Genomic DNA, 15,393 nt, shown 5'->3' on the forward strand with positions numbered 1-15,393 from the left:
CCTGGCCTGCCTTTCGGTCCGGCCGGCGGGCGTCTGCCTTTCGGTCCGGTCGGCCTGGCCTGCCTTTCGGTCCGGCCGGCGGGCGTCTGCCTTTCGGTCCGGCCGGGGGGGCGGCCTCTCAGGGCCGACCGGGTGTCTGTCTTTCAGCCCGTCCGGCGATTGAGGACGAGGCCCGTCCAGGGCCGAAGCGGGGGCCCGGGGGGGCGGCAGCCCCCCGGTGACGTCCACACCGACACCGGGCGACCAAGGCCACTCACGCCCACTGAAAACCGGCCGACGCGCCGCAGGCATTGGCACTCCGCTTGACCGAGTGCTAATCACAGTCATAGTCTCGGTTCTGGCACTCCCCCCTGGAGAGTGCCAACACGCGACGGGCAGGTCCGGCACCCGCGACGACGGATCCACCTGGTCGCCACCTCAGACAGTTAGCCCCGTGAGATCTCCGAAGGGGGAGGTCGGATCGTGACGACCACCAGCTCCAAGGTTGCCATCAAGCCGCTCGAGGACCGCATTGTGGTCCAGCCGCTCGACGCCGAGCAGACCACCGCCTCTGGCCTGGTCATCCCGGACACCGCGAAGGAGAAGCCCCAGGAGGGCGCAGTCCTCGCGGTGGGCCCGGGTCGCTTCGAGAACGGCGAGCGCCTGCCGCTCGACGTCAAGGTCGGCGACGTAGTCCTGTACAGCAAGTACGGCGGCACCGAGGTGAAGTACAACGGCGAGGAGTACCTCGTCCTCTCGGCTCGCGACGTGCTCGCGATCATCGAGAAGTAATTCACCCAGTTTTGCAGTGAACTGCGCTCCTGGCCCCGCGACTTTGTGAAGCCGGGTGCTGGGGGCGCAGTTCGTTTCTCCCACGCTTTCCGAGAGGGCTGAACCGCTCCCATGGCGAAGATCCTGAAGTTCGACGAGGACGCCCGTCGCGCCCTCGAGCGCGGCGTCAACAAGCTTGCCGACACGGTCAAGGTGACGATCGGCCCCAAGGGCCGCAACGTCGTCATCGACAAGAAGTTCGGCGCCCCCACCATCACCAACGACGGTGTCACGATCGCCCGCGAGGTCGAGCTCGACGACCCGTACGAGAACCTCGGTGCGCAGCTGGTGAAGGAGGTGGCGACCAAGACCAACGACATCGCGGGTGACGGTACGACCACCGCCACCGTGCTCGCCCAGGCGCTGGTGCGCGAGGGTCTGAAGAACGTTGCCGCGGGTGCCTCCCCGGCCGCCCTGAAGAAGGGCATCGACGCCGCCGTCAAGGCCGTGTCCGAGGAGCTCCTCGCGACCGCCCGCCCGATCGACGACAAGGCCGACATCGCCGCCGTCGCCGCGCTGTCCGCCCAGGACCAGCAGGTCGGCGAGCTCATCGCCGAGGCGATGGACAAGGTCGGCAAGGACGGTGTCATCACCGTCGAGGAGTCCAACACCTTCGGTCTGGAGCTGGACTTCACCGAGGGCATGGCCTTCGACAAGGGCTACCTGTCGCCGTACTTCGTGACGGACCAGGAGCGCATGGAGGCCGTCCTCGAGGACCCCTACATCCTCATCAACCAGGGCAAGATCTCCTCGATCGCCGACCTGCTGCCGCTGCTGGAGAAGGTCATCCAGACCAACTCCTCCCGCCCGCTGCTGATCATCGCCGAGGACCTCGAGGGCGAGGCCCTGTCGACCCTGGTCGTGAACAAGATCCGCGGCACCTTCAACGCGGTGGCCGTGAAGGCCCCCGGCTTCGGTGACCGTCGCAAGGCGATGCTCCAGGACCTGGCGGTCCTCACCGGCGCCACCGTCATCTCCGAAGAGGTCGGCCTCAAGCTCGACCAGGTCGGCATCGACGTGCTCGGCTCCGCCCGCCGCGTCACCGTCACCAAGGACGACACCACGGTCGTCGACGGTGCCGGCGACTCCGCCGAGGTCCAGGGCCGGGTCGGCCAGATCAAGGCCGAGATCGAGAACACCGACTCCGACTGGGACCGCGAGAAGCTCCAGGAGCGCCTCGCGAAGCTGGCCGGCGGCGTGTGCGTGATCAAGGTCGGCGCCGCCACCGAGGTGGAGCTGAAGGAGAAGAAGCACCGTCTGGAGGACGCCATCTCCGCGACCCGCGCCGCGGTCGAGGAGGGCATCGTCTCCGGTGGTGGCTCCGCGCTCGTCCACGCCGCCAAGGTGCTGGAGGGTGGCCTCGGCAAGACCGGCGACGAGGCGACCGGTGTCGCCGTCGTCCGCCGCGCCGTAGTCGAGCCGCTGCGCTGGATCGCCGAGAACGCGGGCCTCGAGGGTTACGTCATCACCTCCAAGGTCGCCGAGCTCGACAAGGGCCAGGGCTTCAACGCCGCGACCGGCGAGTACGGCGACCTGGTCAAGGCCGGCGTCATCGACCCGGTCAAGGTCACCCGCTCCGCCCTGGAGAACGCCGCCTCCATCGCCTCCCTCCTCCTGACGACCGAGACCCTCGTCGTCGAGAAGAAGGAAGAGGAAGAGCCGGCCGCCGCGGGCCACGGCCACGGCCACTCCCACTGACGCAGCGCGTCGGTACACCGACCCGGGCCGGTAGGCACTGACCCAGGTCGCGAGCACGGCAGAGGCCCGGCACCCACGAACAAGGGGTGTCGGGCCTCGGCGTCTCTACCGCTCCAGCCCGTCCAGCGCCCCCAGCTGCTCCATCAGCCCCAGCCGGTCGTACTGCCACCAGGCCTCGGCGATCTTTCCGTCCTCCCGGCACCGGAAGACGGTCGTGCCGGTCATGGTGACCCGCTTCCCGGTGGCCGGGATCCCCATGAAGTCGCCCTTGTGGGTGCCGCTCCAGCTCCAGCGGTTGCACACGCGGTCACCCTGCTCGATCTGGTCGTCGAGGGAGAAGGCGAAGTCGAATCCGCCCCGCCACATCTCGACCTCCCGGCGCATGGCGTCCATCCCCATGGTGTCCTGCTCGTTGGCGGGATCGTGGTCGTGATAGTCCTCGGCCAGCAGACCGTCGAGCGGCGGCAGTTCGCCCCGCGTGCCGATCGTCTCGAAGAACCGCCGTGCCGTCCCGGCGTACAACTGCTCGTCCCGTACGACGTCGAGATCCGTGAAGGTCGGCATCTCGTCGCACAGGGCCACCAGCTCCCGGAAGACCTTGTCGGTCTCCGGAAGGTTCGAGTTCCGCATCGCCTCCTCGTACGAAGGGAACTCCACGATCTCGATGAAGTGCGAGGCGTCCGAGCGGTCCTTGCCGACCACCGCGTGCGACGCGGTCCGCTTGCCCCTGGTCTGTTCGACCCAGGTGTCCATCAGCCGGTCCATCTCGTCGAACCGGCTGGTCTTGCAGTCGATGAGCTGTACGAACGTCATGACGCCGCCTCCGGCCCCCCTGGGTCCGGTCCCTGTCACGCCCATTTTCCCACCGGAGCGCCGACGCCACCCGTCCACCGCCGGGCCCTCTACTGCGGCCCGTATTTCCGGCCCGTCCTCGAGCTGATCCCGCCCAGCAGCGAGCGGGGCGTCACCTTCACCAGGCCCATCAGCGCCTTGTAGCGCGGGTCGGGGATCGACAGCGACTTCCCGCGCGCCAGGTCGTGCAGCGCCGCCGCGACCAGCTTGTCCGCGTCCAGCCACATCCAGCCCGGGATGTTGTCCGTGCCCATTCCGGCCCGCTCGTGGAACTCCGTGCGCACGAAGCCCGGGCACAGCGCCATCAGCCGCACCCCGCTGCCCGCCAGGTCCTTGGCCGCGCCCTGGGTGAACTGCACGACCCACGCCTTGGACGCCCCGTACGTCCCGCGCGGCACGAAGGCCGCCACCGAGGCCACGTTGACGACACCCCCGCGCCCGCGCTCGCGCATCGCCGCCGTCGCCGCGGACGTCAGCCGCAGCACCGCCTCGCAGTGCACCTTGAGCATCTTCAGCTCGTCGGCCATGGACACGTCGAGGTAGCGGCCCTTGTTGCCGAAGCCGGCGTTGTTGATCAGCAGGTCGACGGGGTTCTTGCGGTCACCGAGCCGGGCGGCCACCGCCTCGATGCCCTTGTCCGTGGCTAGGTCGGCCGTCAGCACCTCCGCCTCGATGCCGTGCCGGTCGTGCAACTCGGTCGCCTGCTCGCGCAGCCGCTTGATGTCCCGTGCCACGAGGACGAGATCATGCCCGTCCGCCGCCAGTCTGCGCGCGAACGCGGCACCGATGCCCGCGGTCGAACCCGTAATCAGAGCCGTTGTCATGGCAGAAGATTAGTGACCCGGAGTACGGGCGTCCGTTCTCTGCACGTGGCCTCCCGAAGGTGAAGACCACGTGCGCACGCCCGCGTACGCCGTGCTGCGTCCCTCCCGTGACGTCGGCTCAGCCCCCGGACGTCTCCGTGTGCTTCGCCCCGGACCCGTCCCCGTACTTCGCCACGTACTCCCGGGCCGCCGCCAGCGACTCCGAGTGCAGCGCCTCGCCCGCCGCGAGCAGCCGGGGCAGCAGCTCGCGGTGCGTGGTGGCGGCCTGGAACTGCATCCTGGCCGTCACCTCGTGCTCCGGCAGGTGGACGATCCGCACCGGATCCCCCGCGCGGATCTCACCGGGCACGACGACCCGCAGATACGCGCCCGTGGCCGCCTTCTCGGTGAACCGCCGCACCCACCGCTTCTCGCCCACATGGCCCTGGAAGGTGCGGCACGGTATCCGCCCGGCGGTCACCTCCAGCACCAGGTCAGGACCGATCTGCCAGCGCTCGCCGATCCGCGCGCCGGAGACGTCGAGGCCCGTGGTGGTGAGGTTCTCGCCGAACGCGCCGTTGGCCAGCGTGCGCCCCAGCTCGCGCTCCCAGTCGTCGAGGTCCTCGCGCGCGACGGCGTACACCGCCTGGTCGTCGCCGCCGTGGTGGCGCAGGTGGCACACGGTGTCCCCGGCCAGCCCGCTCGCCCCGACCCCCTTGGGGCCGGGCGCCGCGACCCGCACGGGCCCCTCGACCGGCCGCTTGTCGATCCCCGTCAGGCCCTGCGGCTGGTCGGTGTACGGCACGGCCTTCGGGCGGCCCAGATTGACTGACAGAAGCCTCATGGCGGCACGATACGAGCCCGGGGGTCAAAGTGTCGACGCATTATTCGCGCAGCTGTCCAAGGCTCGCTTATGCTCGGTGGATGATCGAGGCCCGTCATCTCCGCGTCCTGCGTGCCGTGGCCGCCACCGGCTCCTTCTCGGCGGCCGGGCGCGAACTGGGCTGCACCCAGCCGGCCGTCAGCCAGCAGATGAAGGCCCTGGAGGCGTCCGTCGGCACGCCCCTGCTGATCCGCAGCGGACGCGAGATGCGCCTGACCCAGGCGGGCGAGGCCCTCGTCCGGCACGCGGCCGGCATCCTGTCCGGACTGACGGCCGCCGAGGAGGAGGTCGCCGCCATCGCCGGGCTGCGCGCCGGCCGGGTCCGTCTGGTGTCCTTCCCCAGCGGCAGCTCCACCCTCGTCCCCACCGCGCTCGCCGCCCTGCGCGCGGCCCACCCCGGCACCCGGGTCTCCCTGGAGGAGGCCGAGCCGCCGAAGTCGGTCGAGCTGCTCCGCGAAGGCGACTGCGACATCGCTCTCGCCTTCCGCTACGAACGAGCGACGGGCACCGGCGGTGCCGAACAGGCCGGCGAAGGCGAATGGGACGACCTGGTCGTACGGCCGCTGCTGACGGACCGGCTGGTCGCCCTCGTCCCCGAACGGCACCGCCTCGCACGCACGGGACCCTCGGGGTCCGTCGCCATCGGCGACCTCGCCGCCGAGCCCTGGATCGCCGGCTGTCCGCGCTGCCGCGGCCAGCTGATCCAGGTGTGCGAGAGCGCGGGCTTCACACCCCGCATCGACTTCGCGACCGACGACTATCCGGCGGTGGTCGGTCTGGTGGGCGCCGGCCTGGGCGTCGCCGTGCTGCCCCAGCTCGCGATCGAGTCCGTCCGGCCGCGTGGTGCTCGCGCGGTGACCCTGGAACCGGCGGTGCGGCGGGAGATCGTCGCGCTCACCCTGCCCGACCTGGCCCAGGTGCCGGCGGTGTCGGCCACGCTGGAGCAGCTGGGGCGGGCGGCGGCGCGCGTCGGCTGAGAACAGCGAAAACGGCGGGCACACAGGTGTGCCCGCCGTTTTCGGGACCGCGGCTTCAGAGCGCTTTTGCAGAAACGTTCCTTCATGTGTTCGAGGAAGCGTCTCTCGCGCCCGACGACGCCGACACCAGGCGATTGCGCGCCCGGCCCATCAGCTCCTCGCGCTCGTCCTCGGTCAACCCGCCCCACACGCCGTACGGCTCGCGTACCGCCAGCGCGTGCGCCGCACACTGCGCGCGGACCGGGCACCTCATGCAGACCTCCTTGGCCGAGTTCTCTCGAGCGCTCCGAGCCGCCCCGCGCTCACCCTCCGGATGGAAGAAGAGCGAACTGTCCACCCCGCGGCAGGCGGCCAGAAGCTGCCAGTCCCACAGGTCCGCGTTCGGTCCGGGAAGGCGGGAGAAATCTGCCATTGCGTGACCCCTTGTAGCCGTTCAGAGCGGATACGGTGCCCACGACCGTACAACTACGATCTAAGGAGATGAAAATATGACTCATTGCGAATCTAGCCTCAGACACCAGTAAAAGGGAAGAAATGGGGCCGAATGGGGCATGGCTTGTGATGAAAGCTTGAGGGTCCGTGTGGTTGCCTCCTCCGTATCCGCTCCCTCACGTAGAGTGCCGAAGAATGCATGCAGCCCCGTAACTCTTTCGAGTGACCGTCGTTGAGAGTGCGGTGGCGGTTGAAAACACAAACGCTCGGGCAGGCGTCCGAGACGGTCGACCGCACAGGTGACGATTCGTAACAGCCTGGAGGCACAAGGTGACGCGCATCAGCTGCGGAGGGCGGCCATGACTTCCGTCCTCGTCTGCGACGACTCCCCGCTTGCCCGAGAGGCGCTCCGCCGCGCGGTCGCGACCGTGCCCGGTGTCGAGCGCGTGACGACGGCGGCCAACGGCGAGGAAGTCCTCCGCCGCTGGGGTGCCGACCGCTCGGACCTGATTCTGATGGACGTACGCATGCCCGGACTGGGCGGCGTCGAGACCGTGCGGCGGCTGCTGTCCGCCGACCCCGGAGCCCGCATCATCATGCTGACCGTGGCCGAGGACCTCGACGGTGTCGCCCTCGCGGTGGCCGCCGGCGCCCGCGGCTATCTGCACAAGGACGCCTCGCGCGCGGAACTGCGGGCGACCGTCACGCAGGCGCTCGCCGACCCGACCTGGCGGCTCGCCCCGCGCCGGCTGCGGTCGGCCGAGATGGGTGCGGCGCCCACGCTCACCGCGCGTGAGATCCAGGTCCTCGAGGGCATGAGTCACGGCCGCTCCAACGCGGAGATCGGCCGTGAGCTGTTCCTCTCCGAGGACACCGTCAAGACGCACGCGCGTCGGCTCTTCAAGAAGCTCGGCGCCTCGGACCGCGCGCATGCGGTGGCGCTCGGCTTCCGGTGGGGACTGGTCCGTTAGGCCCCGTCCCCGCCTGCCCGTCCCCGCCGCCCGTCCGTGCGGGCCCGGAGCAGTCCGGAGCGGGACGGGTCCGGGCCGGTTCGTCCGCAGCGGGACGGGCCTCGTCCGTCCGGCGGATCCGACCGGGTTCGGGTGACATCCGTCATTCAGTGAGGAGAGCGGGGTCATGGGCGAACCTCCCTGCTCAGACGTGGTGCGGAGGTCGGGCGAGGACCCCTCCCACCACGCGGCGGACCGGAGCGTCACGGGCTCTCGCAGGGTGCCCGCTGCTCGTTTCGCCGCGGATGCCGCATCCTTGAGGTGTGGAGTTCCTCGGGGACGAGTCGGTCGAGCGGGAGGGGAGGGCGCAGGGGATGAGTTCCGGCGCACCTGCTCATAACGCTTCGGTGCACAACGACGGGCACGGTGCCGCGGCCGGTCCGGCCGCAGTGCACCATGGACCGATGCGCGATGACGAGGCGGTCACTGCCGTGGGGACGATCGGGTCACTCGTCCATCGCGCCGTGGACGGCGACGAGCAGGCCACCCACGACCTGCTGGCCCATGTCCACCCCTTGGCGCTGCGGTACTGCCGCACCCGGCTGTCCCGGCTGCCCGGCGACGCACGCCACTTCGTGGAGGACCTCGCCCAGGAGGTCTGTGTCGCGGTTCTCCTCGCCCTGCCCCGCTACCGGGACACCGGCAGGCCCTTCGAGGCCTTCGTCTTCGCCATCGCCGCGCACAAGGTCGCCGACCTCCAGCGCGCCGCGATGCGCCACCCGGGCTCGACGGCGGTTCCCTCCGACGAGATGCCCGAACGGCCGGACGACTCACTCGGCCCCGAGGAGCGCGCCCTGCTCAGCAGCGACGCCGAGTGGGCCAAGAAACTCATGGCCAACCTGCCCGAGAACCAGCGGGAACTGCTCCTGCTGCGGATTGCGGTGGGCCTCACCGCCGAGGAGACCGGCCAGATGTTGGGAATGTCACCCGGGGCGGTCCGTGTGGCCCAGCACCGGGCGCTGAGCAGGCTGCGGGCGCTCGCCGAGCAGTAGCGGCCCCTTCGGAACAGGCATCGCTGAACAGGGCGCCGACTGTTTCCGTACGAACATACGAAGCCCGGAGTCACGTCCTACCGTGGAATTCGGGAGGTGCGCTTCCCGTTAGCATGGACATCCGCACCGATCAAGGCCATTTGGGGAAGGTGTCATGACTGCCAACGTCGACGGAGTGCCCGGAAAATTCGCGACCCTCGGGCTGACCTACGACGACGTGCTGCTGCTGCCGGGCGCGTCGGACATGGCTCCTGACGAGATCGACACCGCCTCGTACGTCTCCAAGAACGTGCGGGTGAACATCCCGCTCCTGTCCGCCGCCATGGACAAGGTCACCGAATCGCGCATGGCGATCGCGATGGCCCGCCAGGGCGGCGTCGGTGTTCTGCACCGCAACCTCTCCATCGAGGACCAGGCCAACCAGGTCGACCTCGTCAAGCGCTCCGAGTCCGGCATGGTGACCGACCCGATCACCATCCACCCGGAGGCCACGCTCGCCGAGGCCGACGCGCTGTGCGGCAAGTTCCGCATCAGCGGCGTCCCGGTCACCGACGGCAACAAGCGGCTGCTCGGCATCGTCACCAACCGCGACATCGCCTTCGAGACCGACCGTACGCGCCGTGTGCACGAGGTCATGACGCCGATGCCGCTGGTCACCGGCAAGGTCGGCATCTCCGGCGTCGAGGCCATGGAGCTGCTGCGCAAGCACAAGATCGAGAAGCTTCCGCTGGTCGACGACGAGGGCGTCCTCAAGGGCCTCATCACGGTCAAGGACTTCGTCAAGGCGGAGAAGTACCCGCACGCCGCGAAGGACTCCGAAGGCCGTCTGCTGGTCGGCGCGGCCGTCGGCGTCGCCGGTGACTCCTTCGAGCGGGCCCAGGCCCTGATCGAGCGCGGTGTCGACTTCATCGTCGTGGACACCGCCCACGGCCACTCGCGGCTCGTCGGCGACATGATCGCCAAGATCAAGTCGAACCACACGCGGGTGGACGTCATCGGCGGCAACATCGCCACCCGCGACGGCGCCAAGTCCCTGGTGGACGCAGGCGCCGACGCCATCAAGGTCGGCGTCGGTCCGGGCTCCATCTGTACCACCCGCGTGGTCGCCGGCATCGGCGTCCCGCAGGTCACCGCCATCTACGAGGCCGCGCTCGCCGCCAAGGAGGCCGGTGTCCCGGTCATCGGCGACGGCGGCCTCCAGTACTCCGGCGACATCGCCAAGGCCCTGGTCGCGGGCGCCGACACGGTGATGCTGGGTTCGCTGCTCGCGGGCTGCGAGGAGTCGCCGGGCGAGCTGCTGTTCATCAACGGCAAGCAGTTCAAGTCGTACCGCGGCATGGGTTCCCTGGGCGCCATGCAGACCCGCGGCGAGCGCAAGTCGTTCTCCAAGGACCGCTACTTCCAGGAGGGCGTCGCCTCCGACGAGCAGCTGATCCCCGAGGGCATCGAGGGCCAGGTGCCCTACCGCGGCCCGCTGTCCTCCGTCGTCCACCAGCTGGTCGGCGGTCTGCGCCAGTCGATGTTCTACGTCGGCGGCCGGACCGTGCCGGAGCTCCAGGACAACGGCCGCTTCGTCCGGATCACGTCCGCGGGCCTCAAGGAGAGCCACCCGCACGACATCCAGATGACGGTCGAGGCGCCGAACTACAGCCGTAAGTGACCCCCACGCGCGCGTGAAGCGTTCGTAGGACGTACCAAGGGCGGCCCCGGAGACTCCGGGGCCGCCCTTGTCGTACCCGTCGGCGATACTGGAAGACGCTGCAACGCATCAGGGAAAGGCCACACACGTGACTGAGATCGAGATCGGGCGCGGCAAGCGCGGCCGCCGGGCGTACGCCTTCGACGACATCGCCGTCGTCCCCAGCCGCCGTACGCGGGACCCGAAGGAGGTCTCGATCGCCTGGCAGATCGACGCCTACCGGTTCGAGCTGCCCTTCCTGGCCGCCCCCATGGACTCGGTCGTCTCCCCGGCCACCGCCATCCGCATCGGCGAGCTGGGCGGCCTCGGCGTCCTCAACCTCGAGGGCCTGTGGACCCGGCACGAGGACCCGCAGCCGCTGCTCGACGAGATCGTCGAGCTGGACGCGGAGACCGCGACCCGCCGCCTCCAGGAGATCTACGCGGCCCCCATCAAGGAGGAGCTGATCGGGCAGCGCATCAAGGAGGTGCGCGACTCGGGCGTGGTCACCGCTGCCGCGCTCTCCCCGCAGCGCACGGCCCAGTTCTCCAAGGCCGTCGTGGACGCGGGCGTGGACATCTTCGTCATCCGCGGCACGACCGTCTCGGCGGAGCACGTCTCCGGCTCGCACGAGCCGCTGAACCTGAAGCAGTTCATCTACGAGCTCGACGTCCCGGTGATCGTCGGCGGCTGCGCCACCTACACGGCGGCCCTGCACCTGATGCGCACGGGCGCGGCGGGCGTCCTGGTCGGCTTCGGCGGCGGCGCGGCGCACACCACGCGCAACGTGCTGGGCATCCAGGTCCCGATGGCGACGGCGGTCGCCGACGTGGCGGCGGCCCGTCGTGACTACATGGACGAGTCCGGCGGCCGGTACGTGCACGTGATCGCGGACGGCGGCGTCGGCTGGTCCGGCGACCTGGCCAAGGCGATCGCCTGTGGCGCCGACTCGGTGATGATGGGCTCGCCGCTCGCGCGCGCGACCGACGCGCCGGGCCGTGGCCACCACTGGGGCATGGAGGCGGTCAACGAGGAGCTGCCGCGCGGGCAGAAGGTCGACCTCGGCACGGTCGGCACCATCGAGGAGGTCCTCACGGGCCCGTCGCACACGCCCGACGGCTCGATGAACCTCTTCGGCGCCCTGCGTCGCGCCATGGCCACGACCGGCTACAGCGAGCTCAAGGAGTTCCAGCGCGTCGAGGTGACGGTGGCGGACTCGGTGCACCGGCGGTAGTCCCGCAGGACGTCAGACGTCGGCAGGGGCCGGCCACCTCACTCGGGTGAGGTGGCCGGCCCCTTTCGCATGCCCGGGCGGGCCGGGGGGTGTGGCGCGGAGCGGGGGCGTGCGGTTGCGTTCGGGGCGGAAGTGGGCTGGTCAAGGGGGTCGCGGACGGTAGCGTCCGGGTCGGCGCCCCAGTTGTGTGGGGTGCCCCCTTCCAAGGACATGGTTCCGGACCCCGGCCCTCGGGGCCCGGCCCGAGTTCCTGAACGTGCCGTTCCCCGGGTCATGGGCGGTGTCGTGGAAGGGGGCGCCCATGGGGCGTCACCGCAAGCCCACCCGCTGGGACCGACTCCGTCTTCGGACGGTGCAGTGCCGGAGGAGGTGGATCTTGCGTCTTTTCGGATGGTGAGCGGCCGCCCCCACACACATTAGGGGCGGACACTCCGTGATCCATCCTGGAGCCTTCCGCAGTGGCCACTGTGGTGGGCTCCACCTGTTTCGGATGGTGAGCGGCCGCCCCCAACCACATTAGGGGCGGACATTCCGTGATCCATCCTGGAGCCTGCCGCAGTAGCCCCTGCGGTGGGCTCCACCTGTTTCGTACGCTACCGGCGGGCTGTGCCGTACGCCACCAGCTCCCGGAGCCCGGGGCAGCCGGGTGCGCCCCGTTTCACAACCGGTGCGCCGCCCCCGTAGGGGTGGCCCCCCGCGTGTCGAGCAGCAGCTGTGCCTTCACCGACAGGCCCTGGAGGTCGTACGTCCGGTGCTGCTGGAGGAGGATCGTCAGGTCGGCGTCGGCCGCGGCCTCGTAGAGGGAGTCGGCGCGCGGCACCGGGCGGTCCAGGACGCTCCAGGACGGGACGTGCGGGTCGTTGTAGCTGACGGCGGCGCCGAGCTCCATCAGGCGGATCGCGATCTCGCGCGCGGGCGTGTTCTGCTGGTCGGCGAGGTCGGGCTTGTAGGTGACGCCGAGCAGCAGCACGCGCGCGCCCCGTGCCGACTTGCCGTGCTCGTTGAGGAGGGCGGCGGCGCGCTGGACGACGTAGCGGGGCATGCGGCTGTTGACCTGCTGGGCCAGTTCGACCAGGCGCAGCGGGCTGCCGGGGTGGCCGGTGCGGTCCAGGGGGACGGAGTGGCCGCCGACCCCGGGGCCGGGGCGGAAGGCCTCGAAGCCGAAGGGCTTGGTCTCCGCGCAGCGGACGACGTCCCACAGATCGACGCCCAGGTCGTGGCAGAGGACGGCCATCTCGTTGACGAGGGCGATGTTGACGTGCCGGAAGTTCGTCTCCAGGAGCTGCACGGTCTCGGCTTCCCGCAGGCCACGCGCGCGTACCACCTTGTCGGTGAGACGGCCGTAGAAGGCGGCGGCGGACTCGGTGCAGGCGGGGGTGAGGCCGCCGATGACCTTCGGGGTGTTGGCCGGGTTGAAGGCGCGGCTGCCGGGGTCGACCCGGCTGGGGGAGTAGGCGAGGTGGAAGTCACGGCCCGCGCGGAGGCCGGAGGTCTCCTCCAGCAGCGGCCGCAGGAATTCCTCCGTGGCCCCGGGGTACACGGGCGACTCGAGGATCACGGTGGTGTGCGGGCGCAGGTGTCCGGCGAGGGTGCGGGCGGCCGTCTCCAGCTGGCTCAGGTCGAGTCCGCCGTCCGCGTCGCGCGGGGTGGGGGCGCAGATGACGGCGGTGCGCACCCGACCCAGCTCGGCGGGGTTGGTGGCGGCCCGGAAGCCCCCCGAGAGCATCCGGCGCAGTTCGGCGGGGCTGAGGGAGCCGGCCTCGGGGCCGGTGCGGTAGCCGATGGTGGGGATTCCGGCGGCCACGGCGGCCTGGGCCAGGGGCAGGCCGAACGGGCCGAGTCCGATGACGGCGAGATCTGCGGGCATGGCGTATGCCGTCCTTCCCAGTAACCGAGGTGGGACAGGTGCGCAAGCCCGGTGGACAGAGTGGGCGAGTGCAATGTCAGACTAGGAGTAAATATGACCGTTATGCGGGATTGATCGACTGTGTTGGCCGGTTGTGTCGACCGGTCGGCCCGGGCGGTGTGTCGACCGGCAGTGACCGGCCGTGTCTTCCGCTGCGTTTTCCGGAAGGACGGTTCAGGTTCCGTGAGAGTTGTCCACAGGCTGGGGGCGAGTGGTGGCTGAAGTCGGGCATCGCGGTCAGAATTTGGGCATGGGGGATACGAACCGGATCTCGCCCTGAGGGTGCGGCCGGCGCGACCTACAGCGGGAGGCAGTGGTGAGGACAGCGACACTGGGGCCGGCACAGCGAGCCGAGTCACTGGCAGCCATGGCCGAGCGAGAGCTGGACGTGCTGGTGGTGGGAGCCGGTGTGGTCGGCGCGGGCACCGCCCTGGACGCCGTGACGCGCGGCCTGTCCACCGGACTGGTCGAGGCGCGCGACTGGGCGTCGGGCACGTCGAGCCGGTCCAGCAAACTGATCCACGGTGGCTTGCGCTATCTGGAGATGCTCGACTTCGCGCTCGTACGGGAGGCGCTGAAGGAGCGCGGGCTGCTGCTGGAGCGACTCGCTCCGCACCTCGTGAAGCCCGTGCCCTTCCTGTACCCGCTCCAGCACAAGGGCTGGGAACGGCTGTACGCCGGTTCGGGCGTCGCGCTCTACGACGCGATGTCCATGGCCCGCGGGCACGGCCGGGGCCTGCCGACGCACCGCCATCTGACCCGCGGTCATGCCCTGCGGGTAGCCCCCGCCTTGAAGAAGGACGCGCTGGTCGGCGCGTTGCAGTACTACGACGCCCAGATGGACGACGCCCGTTTCGTCGCCACCCTCGTGCGCACGGCCGTGGCCTACGGGGCCAAGGCGGCCAACCGCGCGCGGGTGACGGGTTTCCTGCGCGAGGGCGAACGCGTCGTGGGCGCGCGGGTGCAGGACGCCGAGGGGGGCGGGGAGTACGAGATCCGCGCCCGGCAGGTCGTCAACGCCACGGGTGTGTGGACCGACGACACCCAGGCGATGGTGGGCGAGCGCGGGCAGTTCCACGTCCGCGCGTCCAAGGGCATCCACCTTGTCGTGCCGAGGGACCGGATCAGCTCCTCCTCCGGTCTGATCCTGCGCACCGAGAAGTCCGTGCTGTTCGTCATCCCGTGGGGCCGGCACTGGATCATCGGCACCACCGACACCGACTGGGACCTGGACAAGGCCCACCCGGCCGCCTCCAGCGCGGACATCGACTATCTGCTGGAGCATGTGAACTCGGTCCTGCGGGTGCCGCTGAGCCGCGACGACGTCGAGGGCGTGTACGCCGGGCTGCGACCGCTGCTGGCCGGCGAGTCCGACGCCACCAGCAAGCTGTCGCGGGAGCACACCGTCGCGCATCCGGTGCCGGGACTGGTGGTCGTGGCGGGCGGCAAGTACACGACGTACCGGGTGATGGCGAAGGACGCGGTCGACGAGGCGGTGCGCGGGCTCGACCAGCGGGTCGCCGACTGCGTCACGGAGGACGTGCCGCTGATGGGCGCGGAGGGCTACCGGGCGCTGTGGAACGCGCGGGCGCGGATCGCCGCGCGAACCGGCCTGCACGTGGTGCGGGTGGAGCATCTTCTGAACCGTTTCGGGGCGATGGCGGAGGAGGTGCTGGACCTCATCGCCACCGACCCGACGCTGGGCGAGCCGCTCCAGGCCGCCGACGACTACCTGCGCGCCGAGATCGTCTATGCCGCCTCTCACGAGGGAGCACGGCACCTGGACGACGTCCTGACGCGCCGCACCCGGATCTCCATCGAGACCTTCGACCGCGGCACGCGCAGCGCCCGCGAGGCCGCCGAGCTGATGGCGCCGGTCCTCGGCTGGGACAAGGACCAGATCGAGCGCGAGGTCCAGCACTACGAGAAGCGGGTGGAGGCCGAGCGGGAGTCCCAGCGCCAGCCCGACGACCTGACGGCGGACGCGGCACGCCTGGGAGCGCCGGACATCGTGCCCCTCTGACTTCCCCCTTCCCCTGCCCCTTTCCGGCTTCCCCTTCCCCTTCCCCTTCCCCTTCCTCTTCCTGTCCGGCCGGGTTCGGCTCTCGCGTGGCCGTT

The 15,393-nt window shown here is 70.3% G+C and carries 13 protein-coding genes; 8 read left to right on the plus strand and 5 right to left on the minus strand.

Annotated features, from left to right (window positions below; genetic code table 11):
* The first annotated feature begins 462 nt into the window (after positions 1-462).
* Positions 463-771: a co-chaperone GroES gene (gene groES, locus G9272_RS27265; RefSeq protein WP_020132158.1), complete on the plus strand. Its 309-nt coding sequence runs from the start codon at positions 463-465 to the stop codon at positions 769-771.
* A 111-nt stretch (positions 772-882) separates the two neighbouring features.
* Positions 883-2,508, plus strand: a complete 1,626-nt coding sequence (gene groL / locus G9272_RS27270; RefSeq protein WP_171398965.1) for a chaperonin GroEL — start codon at positions 883-885, stop codon at positions 2,506-2,508.
* Between the two features lie 105 nt (positions 2,509-2,613).
* On the opposite strand, the gene G9272_RS27275 is transcribed toward groL, so the two are convergent.
* From G9272_RS27275 to G9272_RS27285, 3 genes are all read right to left on the minus strand, one after another.
* Positions 2,614-3,321 carry an ester cyclase gene (locus tag G9272_RS27275; RefSeq protein WP_171398966.1) on the minus strand — a complete coding sequence of 236 codons (708 nt, stop codon included), beginning with the start codon at positions 3,319-3,321 and terminating at the stop codon, positions 2,614-2,616.
* A gap of 89 nt (positions 3,322-3,410) precedes the next feature.
* The gene (locus G9272_RS27280; RefSeq protein WP_171398967.1) at positions 3,411-4,184 is read right to left on the minus strand and encodes an SDR family NAD(P)-dependent oxidoreductase; all 774 of its coding nucleotides are present in this window, start codon (positions 4,182-4,184) and stop codon (positions 3,411-3,413) included.
* A gap of 118 nt (positions 4,185-4,302) precedes the next feature.
* The gene (locus tag G9272_RS27285; protein ID WP_171398968.1) at positions 4,303-5,007 is read right to left on the minus strand and encodes an MOSC domain-containing protein; all 705 of its coding nucleotides are present in this window, start codon (positions 5,005-5,007) and stop codon (positions 4,303-4,305) included.
* Between the two features lie 80 nt (positions 5,008-5,087).
* Here G9272_RS27285 and G9272_RS27290 point away from each other — a divergent pair, with 80 nt between their 5' ends.
* A complete protein-coding gene (locus G9272_RS27290; RefSeq protein WP_171398969.1) occupies positions 5,088-6,023 on the plus strand; it encodes a LysR family transcriptional regulator in 936 nt (311 codons plus the stop codon).
* Between the two features lie 82 nt (positions 6,024-6,105).
* Here G9272_RS27290 and G9272_RS27295 read toward each other — a convergent pair whose 3' ends face one another.
* The gene (locus G9272_RS27295; protein WP_020132152.1) at positions 6,106-6,435 is read right to left on the minus strand and encodes a WhiB family transcriptional regulator; all 330 of its coding nucleotides are present in this window, start codon (positions 6,433-6,435) and stop codon (positions 6,106-6,108) included.
* Between the two features lie 379 nt (positions 6,436-6,814).
* Here G9272_RS27295 and G9272_RS27300 point away from each other — a divergent pair, with 379 nt between their 5' ends.
* The 4 genes from G9272_RS27300 (at position 6,815) to G9272_RS27315 (ending at position 11,369) form a co-directional block, all read left to right on the plus strand.
* The gene (locus tag G9272_RS27300) at positions 6,815-7,426 is read left to right on the plus strand and encodes a response regulator transcription factor (protein WP_003948568.1); all 612 of its coding nucleotides are present in this window, start codon (positions 6,815-6,817) and stop codon (positions 7,424-7,426) included.
* Between the two features lie 443 nt (positions 7,427-7,869).
* The gene (locus tag G9272_RS27305; protein WP_028807228.1) at positions 7,870-8,457 is read left to right on the plus strand and encodes a sigma-70 family RNA polymerase sigma factor; all 588 of its coding nucleotides are present in this window, start codon (positions 7,870-7,872) and stop codon (positions 8,455-8,457) included.
* A gap of 154 nt (positions 8,458-8,611) precedes the next feature.
* Positions 8,612-10,117, plus strand: coding sequence for an IMP dehydrogenase (gene guaB / locus G9272_RS27310; RefSeq protein WP_171398970.1), 1,506 nt, complete (start codon positions 8,612-8,614; stop codon positions 10,115-10,117).
* Positions 10,118-10,244: 127 nt separating this feature from the next.
* On the plus strand, positions 10,245-11,369 hold the full coding sequence (locus G9272_RS27315) for a GuaB3 family IMP dehydrogenase-related protein (protein WP_020132149.1): 1,125 nt from the start codon (positions 10,245-10,247) through the stop codon (positions 11,367-11,369).
* Between the two features lie 658 nt (positions 11,370-12,027).
* Here G9272_RS27315 and G9272_RS27320 read toward each other — a convergent pair.
* On the minus strand, positions 12,028-13,236 hold the full coding sequence (locus tag G9272_RS27320; RefSeq protein ID WP_171398971.1) for a nucleotide sugar dehydrogenase: 1,209 nt from the start codon (positions 13,234-13,236) through the stop codon (positions 12,028-12,030).
* A 355-nt stretch (positions 13,237-13,591) separates the two neighbouring features.
* Between G9272_RS27320 and G9272_RS27325 the strand changes: the two genes are divergently transcribed.
* The gene (locus G9272_RS27325; protein ID WP_171398972.1) at positions 13,592-15,298 is read left to right on the plus strand and encodes a glycerol-3-phosphate dehydrogenase/oxidase; all 1,707 of its coding nucleotides are present in this window, start codon (positions 13,592-13,594) and stop codon (positions 15,296-15,298) included.
* Positions 15,299-15,393: the final 95 nt, after the last annotated feature.

Origin of the sequence: Streptomyces asoensis (assembly GCF_013085465.1) — a bacterium.
In the GTDB taxonomy this organism is placed as follows: Bacteria; Actinomycetota; Actinomycetes; order Streptomycetales; family Streptomycetaceae; genus Streptomyces; species Streptomyces cacaoi_A.

Bases quoted from the DNA above. Each gene is read 5' to 3' on its own strand.
- G9272_RS27300 (WP_003948568.1), top strand. From the start codon at position 6,815: ATGACTTCCGTCCTCGTCTGCGACGACTCCCCGCTTGCCCGAGAGGCG.
- G9272_RS27305 (WP_028807228.1), top strand. From the start codon at position 7,870: ATGCGCGATGACGAGGCGGTCACTGCCGTGGGGACGATCGGGTCACTC.
- G9272_RS27295 (WP_020132152.1), bottom strand. From the start codon at position 6,435: ATGGCAGATTTCTCCCGCCTTCCCGGACCGAACGCGGACCTGTGGGAC.
- G9272_RS27290 (WP_171398969.1), top strand. From the start codon at position 5,088: ATGATCGAGGCCCGTCATCTCCGCGTCCTGCGTGCCGTGGCCGCCACC.
- G9272_RS27285 (WP_171398968.1), bottom strand. From the start codon at position 5,007: ATGAGGCTTCTGTCAGTCAATCTGGGCCGCCCGAAGGCCGTGCCGTAC.
- groL (WP_171398965.1), top strand. From the start codon at position 883: ATGGCGAAGATCCTGAAGTTCGACGAGGACGCCCGTCGCGCCCTCGAG.
- guaB (WP_171398970.1), top strand. From the start codon at position 8,612: ATGACTGCCAACGTCGACGGAGTGCCCGGAAAATTCGCGACCCTCGGG.
- G9272_RS27275 (WP_171398966.1), bottom strand. From the start codon at position 3,321: ATGACGTTCGTACAGCTCATCGACTGCAAGACCAGCCGGTTCGACGAG.
- G9272_RS27280 (WP_171398967.1), bottom strand. From the start codon at position 4,184: ATGACAACGGCTCTGATTACGGGTTCGACCGCGGGCATCGGTGCCGCG.
- G9272_RS27320 (WP_171398971.1), bottom strand. From the start codon at position 13,236: ATGCCCGCAGATCTCGCCGTCATCGGACTCGGCCCGTTCGGCCTGCCC.